Raw genomic sequence first — 20,764 nt, 5'->3', positions numbered from 1 at the left:
ATCATTCCCCCTTAGTCGTAATCCACACGCAGGTATCCGCGTGAACGAAAGCGCCCTTCACTCGGTTTTTTCCCTGTGATGCTTACTGGCCAGGCGCTAATCCCCACCACCGCCGAGGCGTTATCATCCAGACGAAACGGAATTTTGCTGATGAGGCTATTCGGCGTAAGCGGCGCGCCGCTGGCCGTTGCCACGATAAAACCTAAATCAGGGTTGTCAGAAATCAATGCGTTTCCAGACACCTTTTCCGCTTCAACGCGCATTGTCAGATACGCGTTCGCCTCCACGTTGGTGCATTTGATGGCGATGGTTTGCGTTTTGGGGTTCAAATTTTGGGGGCGATTCCCCGCCCCGGCCTGACTAAACAGTGACGCGCCGATGTCGCCAAAATCGAACTCGACGACTTTACCGGCGTTAATCGCGCAGCTTTGCGGCACCTGAATCGTGCCGCTGTAGCTGATGGTGTAAACCGGCGTCGTCAACGGATCGGCTGACGTTGTTGTAACGTAAACGCGAAACATCGTCTGACGCGGGATCTCAACCATGTTGATAAACCGCCGCGTCACTCTGAGTCGAAATACCAGCTTTGAATCCTGAACGCCAAAAGGTTGGTTTTTGGAAACGTTAGGATGACTCCCCATTTGAATAAAAGACTGAGGAGGATAAAAAACACCCGCGTAGCTGTCGGTAATTTTCATCGCGCCATCAAGATAATCATTGAGCTTCAGGTACTTGTAGCTGTCGATGGTGCTGGTAATAGGAAAATCGGTGACGTAACTGCGCTTGGTCGTATTGCCCGACGTCCCTTTCGGGCATACCGCATTTACACCCACCCACTGTGATTTTTCTGCCAGCGTGACGATCTGCCCAATCTGATTATTCGAGCTGTTAAATTTATCCGTTAAGTCATAGTACACATCGGTTGGGACACCGTTTTGGTTGACGCAGACGGTCGCCAGCGCATGCGTCGCAGGCATGAGCGCTAGCAGTGCCGCCGCCAAACAGCGGGTCTTAATCACAGCGAATCTCCTTAAGCGTGATGGCCTGTTGCAAGCTCTCTTCCGGCAGTGCGTAAGGCGCGCGGCATTGAGTATTGGCACTATTGCCCCACTGAATTAATAACGCCCCCGCCAGCGGTAAACCGCTCAGATAAATTTGTCCGTCGTCGCCCACCATGCTGGTCACACCGCTTTCTATTTCGCGTACTACCGCCCCAAAAGGCACGGGCTGATTGTCGCGCATGACGGTTAAGAGCGCACGTACGCCTATACGCGCGTCAAAGCTGGCGCGCACCAGAGCGCCTTTGGTAGGCACGACGCTGCTGACGTTATTTTCAATATCGGTATTGGTATTCATGCTGTTGGTGTCCAGCGCAATACGGTTATAGCGATAGACCGTGGCATAAGGCATCACCGCGTAACCGCGCCAGTCCGTTTTTACCCCGGTCTGGTTTTCGACATTCACGCCCGACGCGCCTGGCGCTTTAATCAACACGTTGGTGTCGCCAAGAGGCTGACTGAAGGTCACCCCATTCGCGTGCCCTACCACGCCGCCAGACATCTGCCAGTTAAGATCGTGCTGCTCGCGCGAGTAGTTGTACCCCGCACCAAACGTACCGTAGGCCGCCTGCCAGTTGGCACTGGCGCTACCGCTGCCACCGTTGTTGCTGGTATGTCCCTGCGTCACACTGTAAGTGAGGTTTCTGTCCTCCAGTAGCGTGCCGCTGATCCCTGTTTGCCAGCTGCTGTCGCCTTCGCTGTTCCGGCTGGCGGAGGCGGTTGCGTAGGCGCGATCGAACGCACTGTCGCGGCGATAGCCGTGCCGGGTAAACAGGCTGAACGGTACGGAGACGTTAAATGACGCAATTTTATCCGTCCCCCCTATCCCCACTGCCTGGTTCCATGACCACGAAACGGAATAGCTCACCCCCTGCACTCCACCGGCGTAGCCCAGCTGATACCAGACGCTGGAATCGCTGGTTCCCCAGTACGTTTGCTCGCTGCCTGAGACGTAAACTGAACCGTAATCTCCCAATGATTGAGAGATGTTGAGCTGAAATCGTCCTTTTTTATTCCATGTCAGATTGTGATAGCTCTGGACGTCGGGTACGCCGTTGTCGTCTTTGGTATCGCTGTACTGATAGCCTTCCATAGATTTCCACGCCACGTCATCAAGCGTGTAAAACCCTTTTGTCGAGTAGCGATAGCCCAGCAGCTGGAAGTTGGTGCCAAAGTCGTTCAACGATTTCGCATAAAGGAAACGCAAAGACTGCCCTTCGTGACGGCTGTCATCGGCCAGTTGGCTGCGAGCATGAGTTAAATCGACTGAAACGGCGCCCCAGTCACCGAGGTTTTTCCCCGCACCAATCGCCAGCGCGGTGTAGCGTGATGCCAGCTGCGTGCCGCCATACAGCGTATAGCCGTTGGCAAGCCCCGTAATCAGCGTGCCCTGGGTGAAGAATGGCGTCTCTTGCTCGCTATTACCGCTGCGATAGTCGCCAGCCACCAGATCGTATTTCACCCGGCCTTCACGCTGTAATAACGGCACGGTGGAATACGGAACGGTATAGCGTTGTGGATTACCGTCTTTCTCTTCAATCGTCACGTCGAGATCGCCGCTTGATGACGTCGGGTTCAGATCGCTGATGGCAAACGCCCCCGGCTGCACGTAGCTTTGATAAATCACGTAACCGTTCTGGCGTATCACCACTTTTGCAGGCGTTCTGGCGATGCCGCGCACGGTCGGGGCGTAGCCCTGCATGCTGTCCGGGTACATACTGTCAGACGAAAAGAGCCGCAAACCACGGAATCCCATGCTGTCGAAAACATCATTGCCGCTATTGCTGTCACCCAAGACCAGCTCGCTTTTGAGTGGAATGACCGTACGTTCCACCGACGTCCCGATGTTTTGCCACTCGCGATGGCTATTTCCGTTGCTTTGCGTGGCGCGCCACGCGCCGGTGTTTCGCAGGCGCCAGGCACCATAATTCAGGCCAGTTTGCAGATTGAGGTAGTAGCTGTTGTCATCGTCATTGCCCTTATTTCCGCTAAAGCTGTAGTTCAGCAGGATCGCCGGGATGCCCTCGTCCCACTGCTCAGGGGGAATATAGCCGCGCGCGCTGTTATGCATCGCCACCTGCGGCAAACTGATGTTGAGGCGCAGAGAGGCAAAATTGAATCCGATCTCGCTGCCTGGAATGGCCGTCGCAAGTGGAATACAGGTATCGTCCGTCGTCTGGGCGAGTTCCGGAAACGCATTGATGTTCACGCCCAAGCGGTCAAGCATCGCACGCGTGATACAGGGCGAAAGCCCGCCCGCCACGGGAGCCGTGCTTTTCTCGTCCGTCTCAAAACGCACATCCTGCGTGCCGATAAACTCCTCGTTGCGCCAGATATCCACACGGTAAATACCCGGCGCCTGTTGGTGCCCTTGCTCAAAGCGAGACAAATCCGCCACACCGGCAGTGTCGTCGGATAAAAACCCCGGGTTGAAATAGCTTTCGCTCCATCCCGCTTGTGGAAAGAGAACTGCCGCCAACGCCAGCGCGCACGGGCAGTAACGCCATCGTGGAATGTTCATCGCCCTGACTCTGCTCACAGTGCGACGCGACGCGCCGGCGTAATGGCACCGTAATCATTCACGCTCTGCCAGGAAAGCGTGCCGCTGACGCCTGTCGGAAGAACCTGCTGCGCGGCGTTTTTCGGAGCGATCATCAGATTTTCAAGCTTCTGTCCGCCCAGTTGAAGATTGACCAGCGTGATGTAATACGGCGAGGGGTTGCTGACTTTCAAGTGATTTCCAGTACGCTCAAACTTCAGCTGCGAAAGGGCCTCTTCCGGCTGCATCGCCAGATTTTTGGGGCGTACGAAAAGCTTTATCCGCGACAGGATCGCCAGTTGCAGAACGTTTTTTCCCTCCAGATTCGCTTTATTCACCGAAGGAATGGCTTTTACGTTCATGAAAAACAGGGATTCGCGATCGGTTGCCAGCGGTGGGCCCGCGTAAATAATGCGCAGCGTGTTTTCGCTGTCAGGCTCACTCACAAACAGCGGCGGCGTGACGGCAAAGGTTTTTTCTTTTTGCCCGCGATCGTTTTCAATCCACGCGTTAATTAAATACCGTTCTTGCTTATTGCTGTTCGTAATCGCCAGCGACGTTTGTCTGGCATCCGCCGGATATATCACGCGCGTCGCACCCAACGCGATCCCACCAGAAGCCTCTACGGACAGAGAAACCATCATTAAAATAATCGATAAAATGAGTCCGGGTTTATTCAGGGAGTTCATCACAACAATACCTTTAATATTATGTTCGCAGGTGTATGCCGTTAGGGATAAATCAACGCGAACCAGACATCCGACTGGATATTGCCCGGCACAAGATGTTCAGAAATAACCCGATAGCGTGCGCTGAAATGTAAGTCCATCTCAGAAGAATCTATTGGCCGCCAGTTACTAGCCGCCGCATTGGGGATAATCTGCCGCTGTTGCGAATCAAATAATGCCAGCCCCACACCGCTACTGACGCGGCTTTCGCCGGGTTGAGAGGTCGCCAGAAAGACTTGCGGATCCTCAGCGGGCGTGACGCCCTCAAACATGACGCCTACCGTGCGCGAGACGTCGACGCTGCACTCAACCAGCCGCAGGATAAAGGGCACATTGACCGTCGAAAAACTGCCCACACCGGCAAATGAGTTGGTGCGGTATTGCCCCATTTCGATACGCAGGTTTTGGCTATCGGGCGCGACGGCGCAACCCCCGTTCACCAGCTCGCCTTTCATATGCACTTTTCCGCCATCCACCACCACGGTATGCGCCATCACAGGCGTCACCGCAGACAAAAGCAGCAGTAAAAGGAGCCTTAATCTGGTCATACCCGACCCTCAAATCGAAGAACAGGCCTCTTCCCTGAGGCCAGATCGTCCCTGAAAGCAGGGTTATTCGTATTTCATCACGAAGGTGGCATCGGCGTTTGCCTGGCCTGGTGCGGTCGTTGCCGCAGTGGATTTATAGCGGGCGGTAAAGTTCAGGGTGTTGGTGCCTTCGATCAGCGCTTTCGCTGCAGAGAACGTTGCGCCATCAGGGGTCAGTGTGCTGGACTGGCTATCGAGGATTTCAATGCCCACGCCTTGTGCGGTGTTGTCATTGCTGCCTGAAGTAATGGCCAGCAGCGTTTTATCTGTCGGATCGATTTGCCCCGTGAAGGCCACAGATGCCGTTTTCGCCACGTCTGGATCGCAATCATTCAGTTCAATGTTGAAAGGAATATTAGAGGTGGTGTCGCCCACTTTCGTAAATTTAGCCGTACGGTACTGGCCCAAATTAACAATCTGATCGGCGGATTCAGTATTCACTGCGCACGCGGCGTTAACTAATTCACCTTTAAAATGCACGGTACCGCCATTAACGGAAACCGGCGGCACAGGATCTTCTGCATGCACGGCACCCGCAACGAATACCAGCGAAGCAATAACGGAAGAAGCAATATTGCTGAATTTCATATCTATTCCTTTGAAATGTAAAAAGCCCTTCCCGCGTAAATCGGGAATAAAAAAGACATTCAATTGCGTAATTGAAAGTGTATTTTGGAAGAGACAAAGTAGCGTATGGGTGAAAAGTAAAACAGGTCAAAACACTGCGATTGAGCCAGGTCACATCCTAATTTGCCTTAGGAAAAGACCCATCAAAGCGCAGGGGTAATGCTGCGCCCCGAGGCTGATTGCGGAAATCTCGCAATGGGTGACTGACAGCAGCGCCCGCTTCTGACAAAATATAGGCAATCCCCCCCCTTTAAACGTTACAGACGGAATCTTCTCTCTGATGGCAGCAAAGATTATTGACGGTAAAACGATTGCGCAGCAGGTACGCTCTGAGGTCGCGGTAAAAGTGAAGGCGCGTACAGCGGCCGGAAAACGCGCTCCTGGGTTGGCTGTCGTGCTGGTGGGTAGCAACCCGGCATCACAAATTTATGTCGGCAGCAAACGCAAAGCATGTGAAGAGGTCGGTTTTGTCTCTCGCTCTTATGATTTGCCGGAAACGACCACCGAGGCAGAACTGCTTGAGCTGATTGATACGCTGAATGCCGATGAGGTTATCGACGGCATTCTGGTGCAGTTGCCGCTCCCTGCAGGCATCGATAATGTGAAAGTGCTGGAACGCATCGCACCAGATAAAGACGTGGACGGTTTCCATCCGTATAACGTTGGCCGCCTGTGTCAGCGCGCCCCGCGTCTGCGTCCGTGCACCCCGCGCGGCATCGTGACGTTGCTGGAGCGCTATAACATCGACACTTACGGGCTGAACGCCGTGGTGATTGGCGCGTCCAACATCGTTGGCCGTCCGATGAGTATGGAGCTGCTGCTGGCAGGCTGTACGACGACGGTCACCCATCGGTTTACCAAAAACCTGCGCCAGCACGTCGAAAATGCTGACCTGCTGATTGTTGCGGTCGGGAAACCGGGCTTTATTCCTGGCGAATGGATTAAAGAAGGCGCGATCGTTGTGGACGTGGGGATTAATCGCCTGGAAAACGGCAAAGTCGTTGGCGATGTCGTGTATGAAGACGCCGCCGCGCGCGCGTCTTACATTACCCCCGTTCCGGGCGGCGTCGGTCCTATGACCGTAGCGACCCTGATTCAAAATACTTTGCAGGCATGCGAAGAGTACCACGATGTAGAGGAAGCGTAAGATGACCACATTTTCATTAGGTAAACACCCACACGTAGAACTGTGCGATCTCCTCAAGCTGGAAGGCTGGAGCGAAAGCGGCGCGCAGGCAAAAATTTTCATCGCTGACGGGCTGGTCAAAGTCGATGGCAAAGTGGAAACCCGTAAACGCTGCAAAATTATCGCGGGTCAAACAGTGAGTTTCGCCAGCCAGAGCATCACCGTTACAGCGTAATCCCACGTACAACCCTCTCCTGCCTGGAGAGGGAATCTGTTCCAATCACGCAAGATTTCCCTGAATCCATCACGGCTAATTATCGATCGACTTCAAATAATCACTATTTCGTTTGTTGAAATGTGAAAATTAAGTTGCGCAAAATTCACGCTTCTCTCACGATAAGTAGAACGTTCTACTAAAACGTTCTACTTACAATAACAGCGCCAATAAAAGCGCTTCTCGGGGGAAATCAGCATGAGTCTGATATCAGGGTTTGTTAAATCGTTGTCAAAATTATCGATGATTGGTCGCGCGTTAATGCTGCCAATTTCACTTCTTCCTGCCGCGGGTTTGTTACTGGCCTTCGGTGATAAATTCCATATGCCGCTGATGATGAACGCAGGCGGCGTCATTTTTGATAACTTGCCGATGCTCTTTGCGATCGGTTCCGCCGTGGGTCTGGCATCGGAGTCCGGGATTGCTGCACTGTCCGCTGCGGTGTCGGTGTTTGTTACCAACATCACCATTGGTACGGTTCTGAGCATCACGCCAGAGATGGCCTCATCAGGCGGAAAATACGCCATGGTGGTCGGCATTCCGACGCTGCAAATGGGCGTTTTTGGCGGCCTTATTTGCGGTATTCTTGCCGCGTGGTGTTATAACCGCTTCCACACGTTGCAGTTGCCAGAATTCCTGGGCTTCTTCTCCGGTAAGCGTTTTGTCGCGATTGCGACGGCCTTCCTGTCATTTATTCTGGGTCTGCTGCTGCCGTACGTCTGGCAGCATATTCAGTCTGGTATTGACGCGCTATCTGTCATTGTTAACGGCGACAATCAGGCGGCATCGACCTTTATTTTTGGTCTGGTAGAACGCGCATTGATTCCGCTGGGCCTCCATCACATCTGGTATCCTTCGTTCTGGTATTCATTTGGGGATTACACCACGCAGGCAGGCCAGGTTATCCATGGCGATCAGACAATCTGGTTCAAAATGCTGGAAGAAGGCGTTAAATCCTTTAGTAGCGATACCTATCAGGACGCCGGTAAATTCATGCAGGGTGAATTCCCGCTGATGCTGTTCGCGCTGCCTGCGGCCTGTCTGGCGATGTATCACGAAGCGCATACCAAAAACAAAAAAATCGCTGCAGGTATTCTGTTCTCCGCCGCGCTAACCTGTTTCCTGACAGGGATCACCGAGCCGGTAGAGTTCACCTTTATCTTCGTGGCGCCAATCCTTTACGTCTTTAACGCCATCATGGCGGGCCTGGCGTACATGACCATGTATCTGTTGCATGCGCACATTGCCAAATCGTTCTCTGCGGGCTTTATCGACTACCTGTCGTTTGGCATTCTCCCGTCGTTTAACGGTTATCAGACTAACTTCCTGAGCGCGATTATTATCGGTGTTCCGATGGCGCTGATTTACTACTTCACATTCCGCTTCGTCATCCGCCGTTTTGATGTCAAAACGCCGGGCCGTACGGAAGCAACCGCGACAACAGACGATAAAACCGATAGCGAAATTGCGACTGATATTATCGGCCTGCTGGGTGGCGCGCAGAACATTAACTCTGTCGGATCCTGTATCACGCGTCTGCGCCTGGAAGTAGCGAAAAGCGATGCGGTAGATAAAGATGGCCTTAACGGCTTAGGGGCACGCGGCGTGGTGTTTGTGGGTGACAACGGTATCCAGGTGATTTTTGGTGCCAGAGCACAATTTATTGCCCAAACCATGTCCACGATGATCGGTAAATAATAAGATGTCTGGCTGACACGTCTCCTGTACTCTGGGAGACGTTGTCATATCAGGCTGATAATCGAGAAATTTCAGGGAGCGGGTTTGAAGAAAGTCAGCATAATTGATGTTGCAAAACTGGCGGGTGTTTCGGTTTCAACCGTCTCACTGGTTTTACGTCAGAAGGGGAAAATCTCAGAGGCAACGATTGAGAAGGTCCACGCTGCCATCACCACGCTTGGCTATGTTCATAACGTCGCCGCTGCCAACCTTCGCGCCAACACCTCCAATCTTATCGGCCTTATTCTCCGTGATTTCAGCGACAGCTTTTCAATCAAAGTGATGGCGAGCATCGTCCAGGAACTGGAAAAGCAAGGCTTTATGGTTTTCCTCGGACAGCCGCTGAACGATCATGAACATCTTGAGCGCTGTCTGCTTTCGTTTAAACAACAGGGCGTTGCCGGCGTCATTTATCTCTCCTCCGACACGCGAACGCCCACTCTACCGAAACAGATCCGTGAATGCCTTCTTCCCTTGGTTGTGGTCTCACAGTCTTTACTGAATGAGCCCTGCAATCTGGTAATGCGTGACAATCGTCAGGCAGCGAATCTGGCCACGCGTTATCTGATTGAACGTGGTCACCGTAATATCGCCTATATCGGCGGTCGTGAGGGATGTCTCATTCGTGAGCAACGTCTTTTAGGGTTTCGCAGTGCGATGACGCAGTACGGCCTGGTGAATCGAGAGGAATCCGCTCCTGTGTGTAGCGATGATACGCAGGCGGCCGGTTTTATTACCCGTCAGTTGCTGGATAAGAACAACACCATTACAGCGCTACTGTGTCATTCACCCGATGCGATGATAGGTTCGATTTCAGGCATTCATCAGGTAGGGCGCACCGTCGGGAAGGATGTGTTCCTGACGCAGCAGGTTGCTCTGGTAGGGTTTGAAGATATGTTACATGTGAATCTCACCTCGCCGTCATTCACCTATGTTTCTTCCGCCAGTGAAGAGACGGGCCGCCAGGCGGCAGGGCTCATGATTCGTAAGCTGAAAGAGCCGGAACTTCAAACGCAGCGAATTACGCTGTCGGGGCAACTGATCGCGCGGGAATCAGCCTAAAAAAATGCGCCCATACTGAGGGCGCATCTTCTTCTTTTTTTAATGTGTTTTTAAATCCGGATTCACATTCACAACCTGAATTTCATAAACCATCGTCGCATTTGGTGGGATATCAGGCGCACTCCCCTCCTCACCGTATGCAAGCTCTGGTGGCACAACCATCTGGAGCCGACCCAGTTTATTCATTTTCATAATGGCGGACTGGAATAGCGGCGGGAATTTATCCAGCGGCAGAACCAAGGCTTTACCCATTTTGCTCATGTCTTTTACGACTTTGCCGCCTGCGAGACTTTCCTTCACCACAATCGCAACGGTATCTGTTTTATTAATTTTGCCCTTACCCTTCTCCATTACACGGTAGTAATAGCCCATTTCGGCTTTCTTAGCGCCGGGCTGCTTGCTGAAGGTAGTCATATAATTCTGGCCTTTATCTCCGGATACCTCTTTTTTGGCTTCCGTAGGATGCGTGGTAACTTCGGTATCCATCTCTTTGAGCGAAGCGACCATTTTTTCTTTTGGTATTTTGAACTTGCCCTGCAAGAAATCGGCGACCCCATTCGCCACATGCTGACGCGAGAGAGTGAGGCCTTCCGCTTCCATTTTATTCAGGGAACTCAGCACTTCTTGTCCCCAGAACGCCCCCAATGAATAGGCCCGCACATCTTCTTTTGTCTGCGGTGTTGGGGCTCCTGTAGATGCGGCTTTGAGCTCGCTGCGCAGAGACGCCAGCTGTTTGTCCTGATCGTCCAATTTGGAACTGGCATCATCCCATTTCTTCTTCAGCTCATTTCGCTGATTCTCATTGTCTGTCAGCGCCTTCTGGGCATCCGCAATCGCTTTTTCTTTCAGACTGTTTTCGGCGGCTAACGCGGCCACTTTCTCATCCTGATCTAAAGCGTGCTTTTGATTGCCATCAAGCGACTTTTGCAGTTGAGCAAGTTTCGCTTCACTGGCTGAAAGGTTCGCACCGAGCGCCGCAAGCTCAGTGGTCTTATCGCTTAACTGTTGGTTGGTTGTCAGCGAAGCTTTCTGTAGTTCCGCGCGCTGTTTTTCGCTGTCGGTAAGGGATTTCTGCGTCGCCGCCAGGGCTTTGGTCTGCTTGTCCTGCTCTTGCTTGAGATCGCCTATCTGTTTAAGCATCTCTTTGGCACGACTCTGGCTTTCCGTCAGCGATTTGTTCAGCTGGGCGACCGCGCCCTCTTTATCAGCACCGGCATTCATAAGCGACGCCATTTTCTTCGTGGCATCGTCAAGTTGCTGGGTCGCATCCTGATATTGTGCCTGCAAGGCGCTGCGCTGTTTTTCGCTGTCTGCCAGCGCGTCACGGGCATCAGCAATCGCTTTCTCTTTTACGCCCATCTCTGCCGTTAACGCGGCCATTTTTTTATTCTGCGCGGAGGATTCATTTTGATTGCCATCAAGCGACTTTTGCAGCTGCGCAAGTTTCGCTTCACTGGCTGAAAGATTCGCACCGAGCGCCGCAAGCTCGCGGGTCTTATCGCTTAGCTGCTGGGTCGTTTTCTGGGAGGTATTCTGTAATTCCGCGCGCTGTTTTTCGCTGTCAGTCAGGGATTTCTGTGTCGCCACCAGGGCTTTGGTCTGCTTGTCCTGCTCTTGCTTGAGATCGCCTATCTGTTTAAGCATCTCTTTGGCGCGACTCTGGCTTTCCGTCAGCGATTTGTTCAGCTGTGCGACCGCGCCCTCTTTATCAGCACCGGCGCTCATGAGCGACGCCATTTTCTTCGTGGCATCGTCAAGTTGCCGGGTCGCATCCTGGTATTGTGCCTGCAAAGCGCTACGCTGTTTTTCGCTGTCTGCCAGCGCGTCACGGGCGTCCGCAATCGCTTTCTCTTTTACGCCCATCTCTGCCGTTAACGCGGCCATTTTTTTATTCTGCGCGGAGGATTCATTGTGATTGCCATCAAGCGACTTTTGCAGCTGCGCAAGTTTCGCTTCACTGGCTGAAAGGTTCGCACCGAGCGCCGCAAGCTCGCGGGTCTTATCGCTTAGCTGCTGGGTCGTTTTCTGGGAGGTATTCTGTAATTCCGCGCGCTGTTTTTCGCTGTCAGTCAGGGATTTCTGTGTCGCCACCAGGGCTTTGGTCTGCTTGTCCTGCTCTTGCTTGAGATCGCTTATCTGTTTAAGCATCTCTTTGGCGCGACTCTGGCTTTCCGTCAGCGATTTGTTCAGCTGTGCGACCGCGCCCTCTTTATCAGCACCGGCGCTCATGAGCGACGCCATTTTCTTCGTGGCATCGTCAAGTTGCCGGGTCGCATCCTGGTATTGTGCCTGCAAGGCGCTGCGCTGTTTTTCGCTGTCTGCCAGCGCGTCACGGGCATCCGCAATGGCTTTCTCACTGCGCTCTTGCTCGGCGCTGTATTTTGCTTTCAGCTCAGCCATCGCTTTTTCTTGCTCAGCTTTCAGCGCAGAAAGTTCAGCAGTAGCCGTGTTCTGTTGTGATTGTGGAGTTTGTAACCGAAGACGAGCGATCTTTTTTGCCGGCGCTTTATGATGCCGTTCCTCCGGAATCGGGGAAGATTCCGGAGGTGTAGCGGGCGCTGCAAACAATATAGCGGGAATGTCGCTGGATTGAGCCGTTATTGAATCCAGCGATTTTATTGTCTCTCCATTATCACTCGCCTGAGTGGGTGAAGTGACGGTGCTAATGATTAAAGCGGGTAATACAAAAAAAAAAGAGGCTTCATGCTGAACGCACTCATTTAAAATTTTCTCCACGACTTATAAGTGCTTGTTGCACTGTTTGCTGTATATCGCTACACAGTTTTTGGGTTCGGTATTTAAAAAGCGCATCCATCGTATCTTTGGTTTGCGAAGCAATATCCCCGCGAACAGAGGCGTACACTGATGCACTTGCTAATAAATCATCAAAGGCTGCCTTTTTTTGAACGTACAAACGGCCGTTGATTTTTGATAAGGCGGTTAACTCACGCTGGCAATTAGTCACAGCGCTTTCAGACGCCATTTCAACAGGCGCTTCCGCTGGCTTGATCGTCGTGTTAGTTGAGCCACCCTGCGCGGGTACGGAGCTTGAGACCGCCTGAGCGGATTTGCTGGCAGGCGTCACTTTACTTGTCGGTTTACTCTGACAACCCGTTACCACCAAAATCGTTGAAATCGCAACTAACGCTAAAAAAGGCTTTCCCGCACAGTTATTGAGTTTGTCAAACAAAGTCACAATATTACCCTCATAAAATCCATTCTGGATCACATAACAAAACTGCACGCCTAACATTTTCTGGAATGGAAAGCGCAGCATTATAGGATGAATAAGATTGCGTAAACAATCCCCGACATTATCAACTAAACCGTGTTTGTTGTCCAAAAAAGGACACTAACAATAATGTCCTATATCACTCAAGCCCCTATCCAAAATCATACAATTCCATTAATCCCTTAAAATAAATCTTATAAAAACCGTCAACAATTCATCATTAAAATTAATATTTTTCTGATAAATATTACGCATTTTTTTAGTCAAAAATAGGAGCGTTACTTTACGTAGCAGGAGACGCGGTGAACGGGCGGTTTAGGCAGAGTCATGTTGAAGGGAAATTGCCCGGCAAGCATTGCGCCGCCGGGCATAACAAAATTATTTACGACGCCAGATAGTACCCTGCGGCCCATCTTCCAGAACGATCCCCATTTCCGTTAGACGATTACGTGCGGCATCTGCTGCCGCCCAGTCTTTCGCCTGACGCGCTTCAAGACGTGCAGTGATTAACGCTTCGATTTCGGCCACTTCGTCGCCGTCATTCTGCGCACCGCTTTGCAAGAAGGTTTCTGGATCTTGTTCCAACAGCCCCAGCACCGCTGCAAGCTTACGCAGATGGGAAGCCAACGCATTTGCCGCCGTCACATCTTCAACCTTCAGACGGTTAATTTCACGCGCCATGTCAAACAGCACAGAGTAGGCTTCAGGCGTGTTGAAATCATCGTTCATGACTTCAATGAAACGTGCTTCGAAAGCGTCACCGCCCGCAGGCGCGACGGATTTGTCAGTACCACGCACCGCAATATACAGGCGTTCCAGCGCAGAGCGAGCCTGTTTCAGGTTCTCTTCGCTGTAGTTCAACTGACTACGATAGTGGCCGGACATCAAGAAATAACGCACGGTTTCGGCATCGTAATATTTCAGCACGTCACGCACGGTGAAGAAGTTATCCAGCGATTTGGACATCTTCTCGCGATCGACCATCACCATACCGGAGTGCATCCAGTAATTAACGTACTCGCCGCCGTGTGCGCAAGTAGACTGGGCAATTTCGTTTTCATGATGTGGGAACATCAGGTCAGAACCGCCACCGTGGATGTCGAAATGGTTACCTAACTGTTTGCAGTTCATTGCTGAGCACTCAATGTGCCAGCCTGGACGCCCTTCGCCCCACGGCGACGGCCAGCTCGGCTCACCTTCTTTAGACATCTTCCACAGCACAAAGTCCATCGGGTTGCGTTTGACGTCGACGACATCGACGCGCGCGCCGGCCTGCAGTTGCTCAAGATCCTGACGAGAAAGCTGACCGTAGCTCGGATCGGTGGGAACGGAGAACATTACGTCGCCGTTGCTGGCCACATACGCATGACCGCGCTCAATGAGCTTTTCGGTGATCTCGATAATTTCATGAATATGGTGAGTCGCACGCGGTTCGCTGTCCGGACGCAGAATATTTAATGCATCAAAATCTTTGTGCATTTCGGCGATCATGCGATCCACCAGCGCGACAAAGCTTTCACCATTCTCATTTGCACGTTTAATAATTTTATCATCAATATCGGTGATATTACGGACGTACTTCAGGGTGTAACCTAAGAAACGCAGGTAGCGAGAGACCACGTCAAATGAGACGAAGGTACGGCCATGACCAATGTGACAGAGATCGTAGACGGTAATACCACACACGTACATGCCGACTTCCCCGGCATGAATAGGTTTGAATTCCTCTTTTTGGCGCGTCAGAGTATTAAAGATTTTTAACATCAAAGATTCCATGTAAACGTGTGTGGATCGTAAAGACCGTATAATACCTATAATTCGGGATAGGATCAGCACGCAATGCAAGGTGATCGCATCCTGCGGTTATGCTATAACAAACCCCTATATGTGACCCTTATGTGGGTCGAAGCACCACTATAACGGAACAGGATGAAAAAATGGTTACTTTCCACACTAATCATGGCGATATCGTCGTCAAAACATTTGATGATAAAGCGCCTGAAACAGTTAAAAACTTCCTGGACTACTGTCGCGAAGGCTTCTACAACAACACGATTTTCCACCGTGTGATCAACGGTTTTATGATCCAGGGCGGCGGTTTCGAACCTGGCATGATCCAGAAAGACACCAAAGAAGCGATCAAAAACGAAGCGAATAACGGTCTGAAAAACACCCGCGGTACGCTGGCTATGGCCCGTACTCAGGCTCCGCACTCTGCAACTGCACAGTTCTTCATCAACGTAGCAGACAACGACTTCCTGAACTTCTCCGGCGAGAATCTGCAGGGTTGGGGTTATTGTGTGTTTGCAGAAGTGGTTGAAGGTATGGACGTTGTTGAGAAGATCAAAGGCGTTTCAACTGGCCGCAGCGGTATGCATCAGGACGTTCCAAAAGAAGACGTTATCATCACAAGCGTGACCGTCAGCGAGTAATTGGTGGCGACACTCTTTATTGCGGATCTGCATCTGCAAACAGAAGAACCGGCGATTACCGCCGGTTTTCTGCATTTTCTACAGGATGAAGCGCGTACTGCACACGCCCTGTACATTCTTGGCGATTTGTTTGAGGCCTGGATTGGCGACGACGACCCGAATCCCCTCCACCGTGAAATGGCGGCGGCGATCAAAGCGCTGGTCGATTCTGGCGTCCCCTGCTATTTCATTCACGGCAATCGCGATTTTCTGATCGGCAAACGCTTCGCTCGCGAAAGCGGCATAACATTGTTGCCGGAAGAAAAAGTGCTCGAATTATATGGCCGCAACGTCCTCATTATGCACGGCGACACGCTATGCACCGACGACACGGGCTATCTGGCTTTTCGCGCTAAAGTCCACACCCCCTGGATTCAAACCCTGTTTCTGGCCCTACCTCTGTTTATCCGCAGCCGTATCGCCGCCAAAATGCGCGCGGGCAGTAAATCGGCGAACAGCAGCAAATCCATGACGATCATGGACGTCAACCCGCATGCGGTCGTTGAAATAATGGAAAAACATCGCGTGCAGTGGTTAATTCACGGTCACACCCATCGCCCGGACGTGCATCAACTCACTGCCAACGGCGAACCCGCGCATCGTGTTGTATTGGGTGCCTGGCACAGCGAAGGTTCAATGGTAAAAGTCACGCCAGAAGGCGTTGAACTCATCTCGTTTCCGTTTTAATTAACGCCTTTTTTTGCCGGTATTCTGGCGACGCAACCGTTTTCCTTGCCTGTATATCATGCTATTCTCTGTGCCCTCAAAGCAGTGTGTTCCGCACCACAGGAGTTTTAAGACGCATGTCTTCCCGCAATAATCCGGCGCGTGTCGCCATCGTGATGGGGTCCAAAAGCGACTGGGCTACCATGCAGTTTGCCGCCGAAATCTTCGAAATCCTGAACGTTCCGCACCACGTTGAAGTGGTCTCCGCGCACCGCACCCCCGATAAACTGTTCAGCTTCGCCGAAGGCGCAGAAGAGAACGGCTATCAGGTGATTATTGCTGGTGCGGGTGGTGCAGCACATCTGCCAGGCATGATTGCCGCTAAAACGCTGGTCCCGGTGCTTGGTGTACCGGTGCAAAGCGCAGCGCTAAGCGGCGTCGACAGCCTTTACTCCATCGTCCAGATGCCGCGTGGTATTCCGGTCGGCACGCTGGCGATTGGTAGAGCGGGCGCGGCGAATGCAGCCCTGCTGGCGACCCAAATTCTGGCGACCCACGACAAAGCCTTGCATCAGCGTCTGGTCGAATGGCGTCGTTCGCAGACCGACGAGGTGCTGGAAAACCCGGACCCGCGAGGTGCAGCATGAAACAAGTTTGCGTTCTCGGTAACGGGCAGTTAGGTCGAATGCTGCGTCAGGCGGGTGAACCGTTGGGTATCGCCGTCTGGCCCGTTGGGCTGGATGCAGAGCCTGAAGCCGTGCCATTTCAGCAAAGCGTTATCACCGCTGAAATTGAGCGCTGGCCCGAAACCGCATTAACGCGTGAACTGGCGCGTCACAACGCCTTTGTTAACCGCGATGTATTCCCCATTATTGCTGACCGTCTGACGCAAAAGCAGCTGTTCGATAAGCTGAATCTCGCCACCGCGCCGTGGCAATTGCTCGCGAGCGAAAGCGAATGGCCTGCCGTTTTCGATAAGCTGGGCGATCTGGCTATCGTGAAGCGTCGCACGGGTGGCTACGACGGACGCGGTCAGTGGCGTTTACGCCAGCACGAAACCGCAGACCTGCCGACGGATTGCTACGGCGAATGTATCGTTGAGCAGGGCATCAATTTTAGCGGTGAAGTCTCGCTGGTTGGCGCGCGCGCGCATGACGGCAGCACGGTCTTTTACCCACTGACGCATAACCTGCATCAGGACGGTATTCTGCGTACCAGCGTCGTCTTCCCGCACGCCGATGCCGGGCAGCAGGCGCAGGCAGAAACCATGCTGTCTGCCATCATGCAAGAGCTGGGTTACGTGGGCGTCATGGCGATGGAGTGCTTTATCACGCCTGCGGGTTTGCTGATTAATGAGCTTGCTCCTCGCGTGCATAACAGCGGACACTGGACGCAAAACGGCGCGTCCATCAGCCAGTTCGAATTGCATCTGCGGGCGATTACCGATCTGCCACTGCCGCAGCCGGTGGTGAACAGCCCATCGGTGATGATCAATCTGATTGGCACCGCGCTGAACTACGACTGGCTGAAGCTGCCGCTGGTTCATCTGCACTGGTACGACAAAGAGGTGCGTGAAGGGCGTAAAGTTGGTCACCTGAACCTCAACGATGATGATACGGATCGTCTGAGCGCGACGCTCGAAGCCATCGTTCCCCTGCTGCCGCCGGAATATGCCAGCGGTATTGCCTGGGCGCAGACTAAGCTTAACTCATTCGCTTACCCTCAATAATTCGCATTTCAGAAAGGCGGCAAGAAAGTGAATCCCAGGCACGTGCGCAAGTACGTGACTGGGTGAGCGAGCGCAGCCAACGCATATCAAACGCGGATAATGAAGGGTAAGTTGACCTTCCCCTTCCCCGGCGTACAATCCCCGCCCATTGCTATTTTGCTTTCCTCAGGAATTCATCATGAACGATGGGACGGACTATCGCGCGATCCTCGCGAACGATACACCTTTAATTGACGTGCGCGCGCCCGTCGAATTTGCGCAGGGTGCGATGCCCGCGGCACTCAATCTCCCGCTGATGAACGACACCGAACGCGCCGCCGTTGGCACCTGTTATAAACGCCATGGACCGGAAGCCGCGCTCGCGCTCGGCCACCGTCTGGTGAACGGTGAAACCCGCGAACAGCGCATTCATGCCTGGCGCGAAATCTGTCTGGCGAATCCGCACGGCTATTTTTGCTGCGCGCGCGGCGGCCAACGCTCGCACATCGCGCAGGCATGGGTGAAAGAGACCGGGATTGATTATCCGTTGATCGCGGGCGGCTACAAAGCGCTGCGCCAGGCGGCGATTCAGGCGACCAACGAGCAGGTGCAAAAGCCAATGGTGCTGATTGGCGGCTGCACGGGGAGCGGAAAAACGTTGCTGGTTAAGCACCATCCCGACGGGATTGATCTCGAGGGGCTGGCGCATCATCGCGGTTCGTCATTCGGTCGCACGCTGCAGCCACAGTTATCACAAGCCACGTTTGAAAATCATCTCGCGGTTGATCTGCTAAAGAAAGATGCGGCCCGCTGGGTACTTGAAGACGAAGGCCGGATGATCGGCTCCAACCATTTGCCGGAATGCCTGCGTGAACGTATGGCACAGTCAATGATTGCGGTGGTGGAGGATCCGTTCGAGGTGCGTCTTGAGCGTCTGCGCGAGGAGTATTTCGAGCGCATGTGGCACGACTTTGCTGCGGCTTATGGCGAAGACGCGGGCTGGCAGGAATACGGCGAGTATCTTCATCACGGCCTTTTCGCCATCAGCCGCCGTCTGGGATTACAGCGTTTTGCCGAGCTGACCGCATGGCTGGATTCCGCACTCATCGAGCAGCGGCGGACCGGCAGTACCGAGGCGCACTATGCCTGGCTTGCGCCGCTGCTCAATGACTATTACGACCCGATGTACCGTTATCAGCTTGAGAAAAAAGCCGACAAGATTGTCTATCGCGGGACGTTTAACAACGTGGCCGCCTGGCTGGCGGCCTGAAGAGCTAGCGCCGATCCCGTTTATCGGCACGTTTCGCCAGCCAGTCACCCAGCACCTGAACGATCTGTACCAGAATAATCAGCGCAATCACCGTTACCACCATGACCTGGGTTTCGTAGCGGTAATACCCGTAGCGGATCGCCAAATCCCCTACGCCACCGCCGCCGACAATCCCCGCCATTGCCGAGTAGCCGATCAGGCTCACCAGGGTGATGGTCAAACCGCGCAGCAATCCGGCGCTCGCTTCCGGCAATAATACCGTGCAGATGATGCGCATTGGGCTGGCACCAAAGGCTTCTGCCGCTTCGATAATGCCTTTATCCACCTCACGCAGTGCGCCGTCCACCAGACGGGCATAAAAGGCAATCGCCGCTACGGAAAGCGGAACAGAGGCCGCAATCGGACCAATAGTATTACCCAGCAGCAGTTGCGTGAGCGGCAACAGCAGCACCAGCAGAATGACAAACGGCACCGAGCGGATAATATTGACCAGCACGGAGCTGACCAGATAAACAACGCGGTTTTGCCAGAACAGATTTCGGTCGGTGACAAAAATCAAAAAGCCCAGCGGCAGACCGCCGATAATCGCCAGCACCGTTGAGATACTCAACATCTGGAAGGTTTCGTTAAACGCCAGCCCCAAATCGGCCACTAAATCATCCACGAATCACCTCCACCTGTGCGGTACGTTGACGGATATGTTCCACAGCCAGCGCCACGGCAGACGGATTGTCCTGTGCGGTGAGTTGCACCACCAGAATCCCCAACGCGCGTTCGCCGATGTACTCAATCTTGCCGTGCAGAATATTCACCGCGACACCAAATTTCACCGCCACCTCCGATAATACGGGCTGTTCGGCAGAATCCCCGATAAACAGAATCTTCAGCAGCTGTCCCGGAAGATGCTGGCGTAACCGTTCGGGTAAGGTCAGATTCAGCGTGTGCGACACCAGCTGCTGGGTAAACGCGTGTTGCGGATGCGCAAACACATCGAACACATCGCCCATCTCAACCACAACGCCGCCGGACATCACCGCCACGCGATCGCAGATGGATTTGATCACGTTCATCTCGTGGGTGATCAGCACGATCGTGATCCCCATCTGCGCGTTGATCTTTTTCAGTAGCGCCAGAATGGTGGCCGAGGTTTCCAGATCCAGCGCAGACGTCGGTTCATCACAGAGCAATACGTCAGGATGATTCGCAATACCGCGAGCAATACCCACGCGCTGTTTCTGCCCACCGCTCAGCTGTACCGGGTAACGATCCGCTTTATCGGTTAGCCCGACTAATGCCAGTATTTCCGTGACGCGCGGCGCGATTTTACTGCGCTCCCAGCCAGCGGCTTTGAGGCTGAATGCGACATTTTGCGCCACCGTGCGGGTATGCATCAGGTTGAAGTGCTGGAAAATCATACCAATACGCTGGCGCGCTTTGCGCAGGTCTGCGCCATCAAGTGATGAAATTTCCACACCGTTGACGTTCACACTGCCAGCACTTGGGCGTTGTAGCGCGTTCAGCGTTCGCAATAGCGTGCTCTTGCCCGCCCCGCTGGTGCCGACAATGCCAAAAATCTCGCCCGCCGCAATCGTCAGGCTGACGTCTGATACCGCGCGGGTAGAAGGTCCGCGTCCCGTTGAAAAATCAACGCACACCTTATCTAACTTAATCATGACTAC

Annotated in this window: 19 protein-coding genes; 9 read left to right on the top strand and 10 right to left on the bottom strand. The window is 53.1% G+C overall.

The annotated features are described in order from the left end of the window. Positions 1 to 11: 11 nt before the first annotated feature. From fimH to fimA, 5 genes are all read right to left on the bottom strand, one after another. A complete protein-coding gene (gene fimH / locus I6L74_RS13490; RefSeq protein WP_072241756.1) occupies positions 12 to 1,019 on the bottom strand; it encodes a type 1 fimbria D-mannose specific adhesin FimH in 1,008 nt (335 codons plus the stop codon). Beyond that, positions 1,012 to 3,579: a fimbrial biogenesis usher protein gene (locus I6L74_RS13485; protein ID WP_059177971.1), complete on the bottom strand. Its 2,568-nt coding sequence runs from the start codon at positions 3,577 to 3,579 to the stop codon at positions 1,012 to 1,014. The genes fimH and I6L74_RS13485 overlap by 8 nt, the downstream gene beginning before the upstream one ends. Before the next feature lie 14 nt (positions 3,580 to 3,593). Continuing rightward, the gene (gene fimC, locus I6L74_RS13480; protein ID WP_059177970.1) at positions 3,594 to 4,286 is read right to left on the bottom strand and encodes a type 1 fimbria chaperone FimC; all 693 of its coding nucleotides are present in this window, start codon (positions 4,284 to 4,286) and stop codon (positions 3,594 to 3,596) included. Positions 4,287 to 4,327: 41 nt separating this feature from the next. Further along, on the bottom strand, positions 4,328 to 4,873 hold the full coding sequence (fimI, locus tag I6L74_RS13475) for a type 1 fimbrial protein subunit FimI (protein ID WP_059177969.1): 546 nt from the start codon (positions 4,871 to 4,873) through the stop codon (positions 4,328 to 4,330). A 63-nt stretch (positions 4,874 to 4,936) separates the two neighbouring features. Next, on the bottom strand, positions 4,937 to 5,500 hold the full coding sequence (fimA, locus tag I6L74_RS13470; protein WP_059177968.1) for a type 1 fimbrial major subunit FimA: 564 nt from the start codon (positions 5,498 to 5,500) through the stop codon (positions 4,937 to 4,939). 319 nt (positions 5,501 to 5,819) lie between these two features. Between fimA and folD the strand changes: the two genes are divergently transcribed. From folD to malI, 4 genes are all read left to right on the top strand, one after another. Beyond that, the gene (gene folD, locus I6L74_RS13465) at positions 5,820 to 6,686 is read left to right on the top strand and encodes a bifunctional methylenetetrahydrofolate dehydrogenase/methenyltetrahydrofolate cyclohydrolase FolD (protein WP_012016390.1); all 867 of its coding nucleotides are present in this window, start codon (positions 5,820 to 5,822) and stop codon (positions 6,684 to 6,686) included. A gap of 1 nt (position 6,687) precedes the next feature. Then, positions 6,688 to 6,900 carry a ribosome-associated protein YbcJ gene (gene ybcJ, locus I6L74_RS13460; RefSeq protein ID WP_059177967.1) on the top strand — a complete coding sequence of 71 codons (213 nt, stop codon included), beginning with the start codon at positions 6,688 to 6,690 and terminating at the stop codon, positions 6,898 to 6,900. 237 nt (positions 6,901 to 7,137) lie between these two features. Next, positions 7,138 to 8,637 (top strand): PTS transporter subunit EIIC, encoded by a 1,500-nt coding sequence (locus I6L74_RS13455; protein ID WP_059177966.1) that lies wholly within the window; start codon positions 7,138 to 7,140, stop codon positions 8,635 to 8,637. Between the two features lie 84 nt (positions 8,638 to 8,721). Then, entirely contained in the window at positions 8,722 to 9,738 is a 1,017-nt protein-coding gene (gene malI, locus I6L74_RS13450; RefSeq protein WP_059177965.1) for a Mal regulon transcriptional regulator MalI, read from the top strand. A 39-nt stretch (positions 9,739 to 9,777) separates the two neighbouring features. Here malI and I6L74_RS13445 read toward each other — a convergent pair whose 3' ends face one another. From I6L74_RS13445 to cysS, 3 genes are all read right to left on the bottom strand, one after another. Continuing rightward, positions 9,778 to 12,138, bottom strand: coding sequence for an FKBP-type peptidyl-prolyl cis-trans isomerase (locus I6L74_RS13445; RefSeq protein ID WP_096759509.1), 2,361 nt, complete (start codon positions 12,136 to 12,138; stop codon positions 9,778 to 9,780). 316 nt (positions 12,139 to 12,454) lie between these two features. After that, the gene (locus tag I6L74_RS13440) at positions 12,455 to 13,081 is read right to left on the bottom strand and encodes a YuaE family lipoprotein (RefSeq protein WP_128131010.1); all 627 of its coding nucleotides are present in this window, start codon (positions 13,079 to 13,081) and stop codon (positions 12,455 to 12,457) included. Positions 13,082 to 13,348: 267 nt separating this feature from the next. After that, positions 13,349 to 14,734, bottom strand: coding sequence for a cysteine--tRNA ligase (gene cysS / locus I6L74_RS13435; RefSeq protein ID WP_059177962.1), 1,386 nt, complete (start codon positions 14,732 to 14,734; stop codon positions 13,349 to 13,351). A 173-nt stretch (positions 14,735 to 14,907) separates the two neighbouring features. Between cysS and ppiB the strand changes: the two genes are divergently transcribed. The 5 genes from ppiB to mnmH all read left to right on the top strand — a co-directional run bounded on the left by ppiB (position 14,908) and on the right by mnmH (position 19,085). Next, positions 14,908 to 15,402, top strand: coding sequence for a peptidylprolyl isomerase B (ppiB, locus tag I6L74_RS13430; RefSeq protein WP_059177961.1), 495 nt, complete (start codon positions 14,908 to 14,910; stop codon positions 15,400 to 15,402). A gap of 3 nt (positions 15,403 to 15,405) precedes the next feature. After that, positions 15,406 to 16,128: a UDP-2,3-diacylglucosamine diphosphatase gene (gene lpxH / locus I6L74_RS13425; RefSeq protein ID WP_059178042.1), complete on the top strand. Its 723-nt coding sequence runs from the start codon at positions 15,406 to 15,408 to the stop codon at positions 16,126 to 16,128. A 116-nt stretch (positions 16,129 to 16,244) separates the two neighbouring features. Then, entirely contained in the window at positions 16,245 to 16,754 is a 510-nt protein-coding gene (gene purE, locus I6L74_RS13420; RefSeq protein WP_059177960.1) for a 5-(carboxyamino)imidazole ribonucleotide mutase, read from the top strand. Next, entirely contained in the window at positions 16,751 to 17,836 is a 1,086-nt protein-coding gene (gene purK, locus I6L74_RS13415; protein ID WP_059177959.1) for a 5-(carboxyamino)imidazole ribonucleotide synthase, read from the top strand. The genes purE and purK overlap by 4 nt, the downstream gene beginning before the upstream one ends. 178 nt (positions 17,837 to 18,014) lie before the next feature. Continuing rightward, positions 18,015 to 19,085, top strand: a complete 1,071-nt coding sequence (gene mnmH, locus I6L74_RS13410) for a tRNA 2-selenouridine(34) synthase MnmH (RefSeq protein WP_059177958.1) — start codon at positions 18,015 to 18,017, stop codon at positions 19,083 to 19,085. Between the two features lie 4 nt (positions 19,086 to 19,089). Here the strand turns inward: mnmH and I6L74_RS13405 are convergent, their stop codons facing one another. Together I6L74_RS13405 and sfbB are read right to left on the bottom strand one after the other, a co-directional pair. Next, entirely contained in the window at positions 19,090 to 19,749 is a 660-nt protein-coding gene (locus I6L74_RS13405; protein WP_012016378.1) for a methionine ABC transporter permease, read from the bottom strand. Further along, complete coding sequence (sfbB, locus tag I6L74_RS13400; RefSeq protein WP_059177957.1) at positions 19,742 to 20,758, bottom strand: virulence-associated ABC transporter ATP-binding protein SfbB; 1,017 nt, start codon at positions 20,756 to 20,758, stop codon at positions 19,742 to 19,744. Before sfbB ends, I6L74_RS13405 begins: the two co-directional genes overlap by 8 nt. Between the last annotated feature and the right edge of the window lie 6 nt (positions 20,759 to 20,764).

The organism is Lelliottia amnigena, from assembly GCF_019047465.1.
GTDB classification, from domain to species: Bacteria; Pseudomonadota; Gammaproteobacteria; order Enterobacterales; family Enterobacteriaceae; genus Enterobacter; species Enterobacter amnigenus.
The sequence above is the reverse complement of the archived record's forward strand: the minus strand, read 5'-3'. Positions and strand labels throughout refer to the sequence as shown.

What these genes read in the sequence shown, in the direction of transcription:
- ybcJ (WP_059177967.1), top strand. Translation starts at nt 6,688, where the DNA reads ATGACCACATTTTCATTAGGTAAACACCCACACGTAGAACTGTGCGAT.
- I6L74_RS13445 (WP_096759509.1), bottom strand. Translation starts at nt 12,138, where the DNA reads ATGGCTGAGCTGAAAGCAAAATACAGCGCCGAGCAAGAGCGCAGTGAG.
- purE (WP_059177960.1), top strand. Translation starts at nt 16,245, where the DNA reads ATGTCTTCCCGCAATAATCCGGCGCGTGTCGCCATCGTGATGGGGTCC.
- sfbB (WP_059177957.1), bottom strand. Translation starts at nt 20,758, where the DNA reads ATGATTAAGTTAGATAAGGTGTGCGTTGATTTTTCAACGGGACGCGGA.
- I6L74_RS13485 (WP_059177971.1), bottom strand. Translation starts at nt 3,579, where the DNA reads ATGAACATTCCACGATGGCGTTACTGCCCGTGCGCGCTGGCGTTGGCG.
- fimI (WP_059177969.1), bottom strand. Translation starts at nt 4,873, where the DNA reads ATGACCAGATTAAGGCTCCTTTTACTGCTGCTTTTGTCTGCGGTGACG.
- fimC (WP_059177970.1), bottom strand. Translation starts at nt 4,286, where the DNA reads ATGAACTCCCTGAATAAACCCGGACTCATTTTATCGATTATTTTAATG.
- I6L74_RS13455 (WP_059177966.1), top strand. Translation starts at nt 7,138, where the DNA reads ATGAGTCTGATATCAGGGTTTGTTAAATCGTTGTCAAAATTATCGATG.
- folD (WP_012016390.1), top strand. Translation starts at nt 5,820, where the DNA reads ATGGCAGCAAAGATTATTGACGGTAAAACGATTGCGCAGCAGGTACGC.
- cysS (WP_059177962.1), bottom strand. Translation starts at nt 14,734, where the DNA reads ATGTTAAAAATCTTTAATACTCTGACGCGCCAAAAAGAGGAATTCAAA.
- fimA (WP_059177968.1), bottom strand. Translation starts at nt 5,500, where the DNA reads ATGAAATTCAGCAATATTGCTTCTTCCGTTATTGCTTCGCTGGTATTC.
- purK (WP_059177959.1), top strand. Translation starts at nt 16,751, where the DNA reads ATGAAACAAGTTTGCGTTCTCGGTAACGGGCAGTTAGGTCGAATGCTG.
- ppiB (WP_059177961.1), top strand. Translation starts at nt 14,908, where the DNA reads ATGGTTACTTTCCACACTAATCATGGCGATATCGTCGTCAAAACATTT.
- mnmH (WP_059177958.1), top strand. Translation starts at nt 18,015, where the DNA reads ATGAACGATGGGACGGACTATCGCGCGATCCTCGCGAACGATACACCT.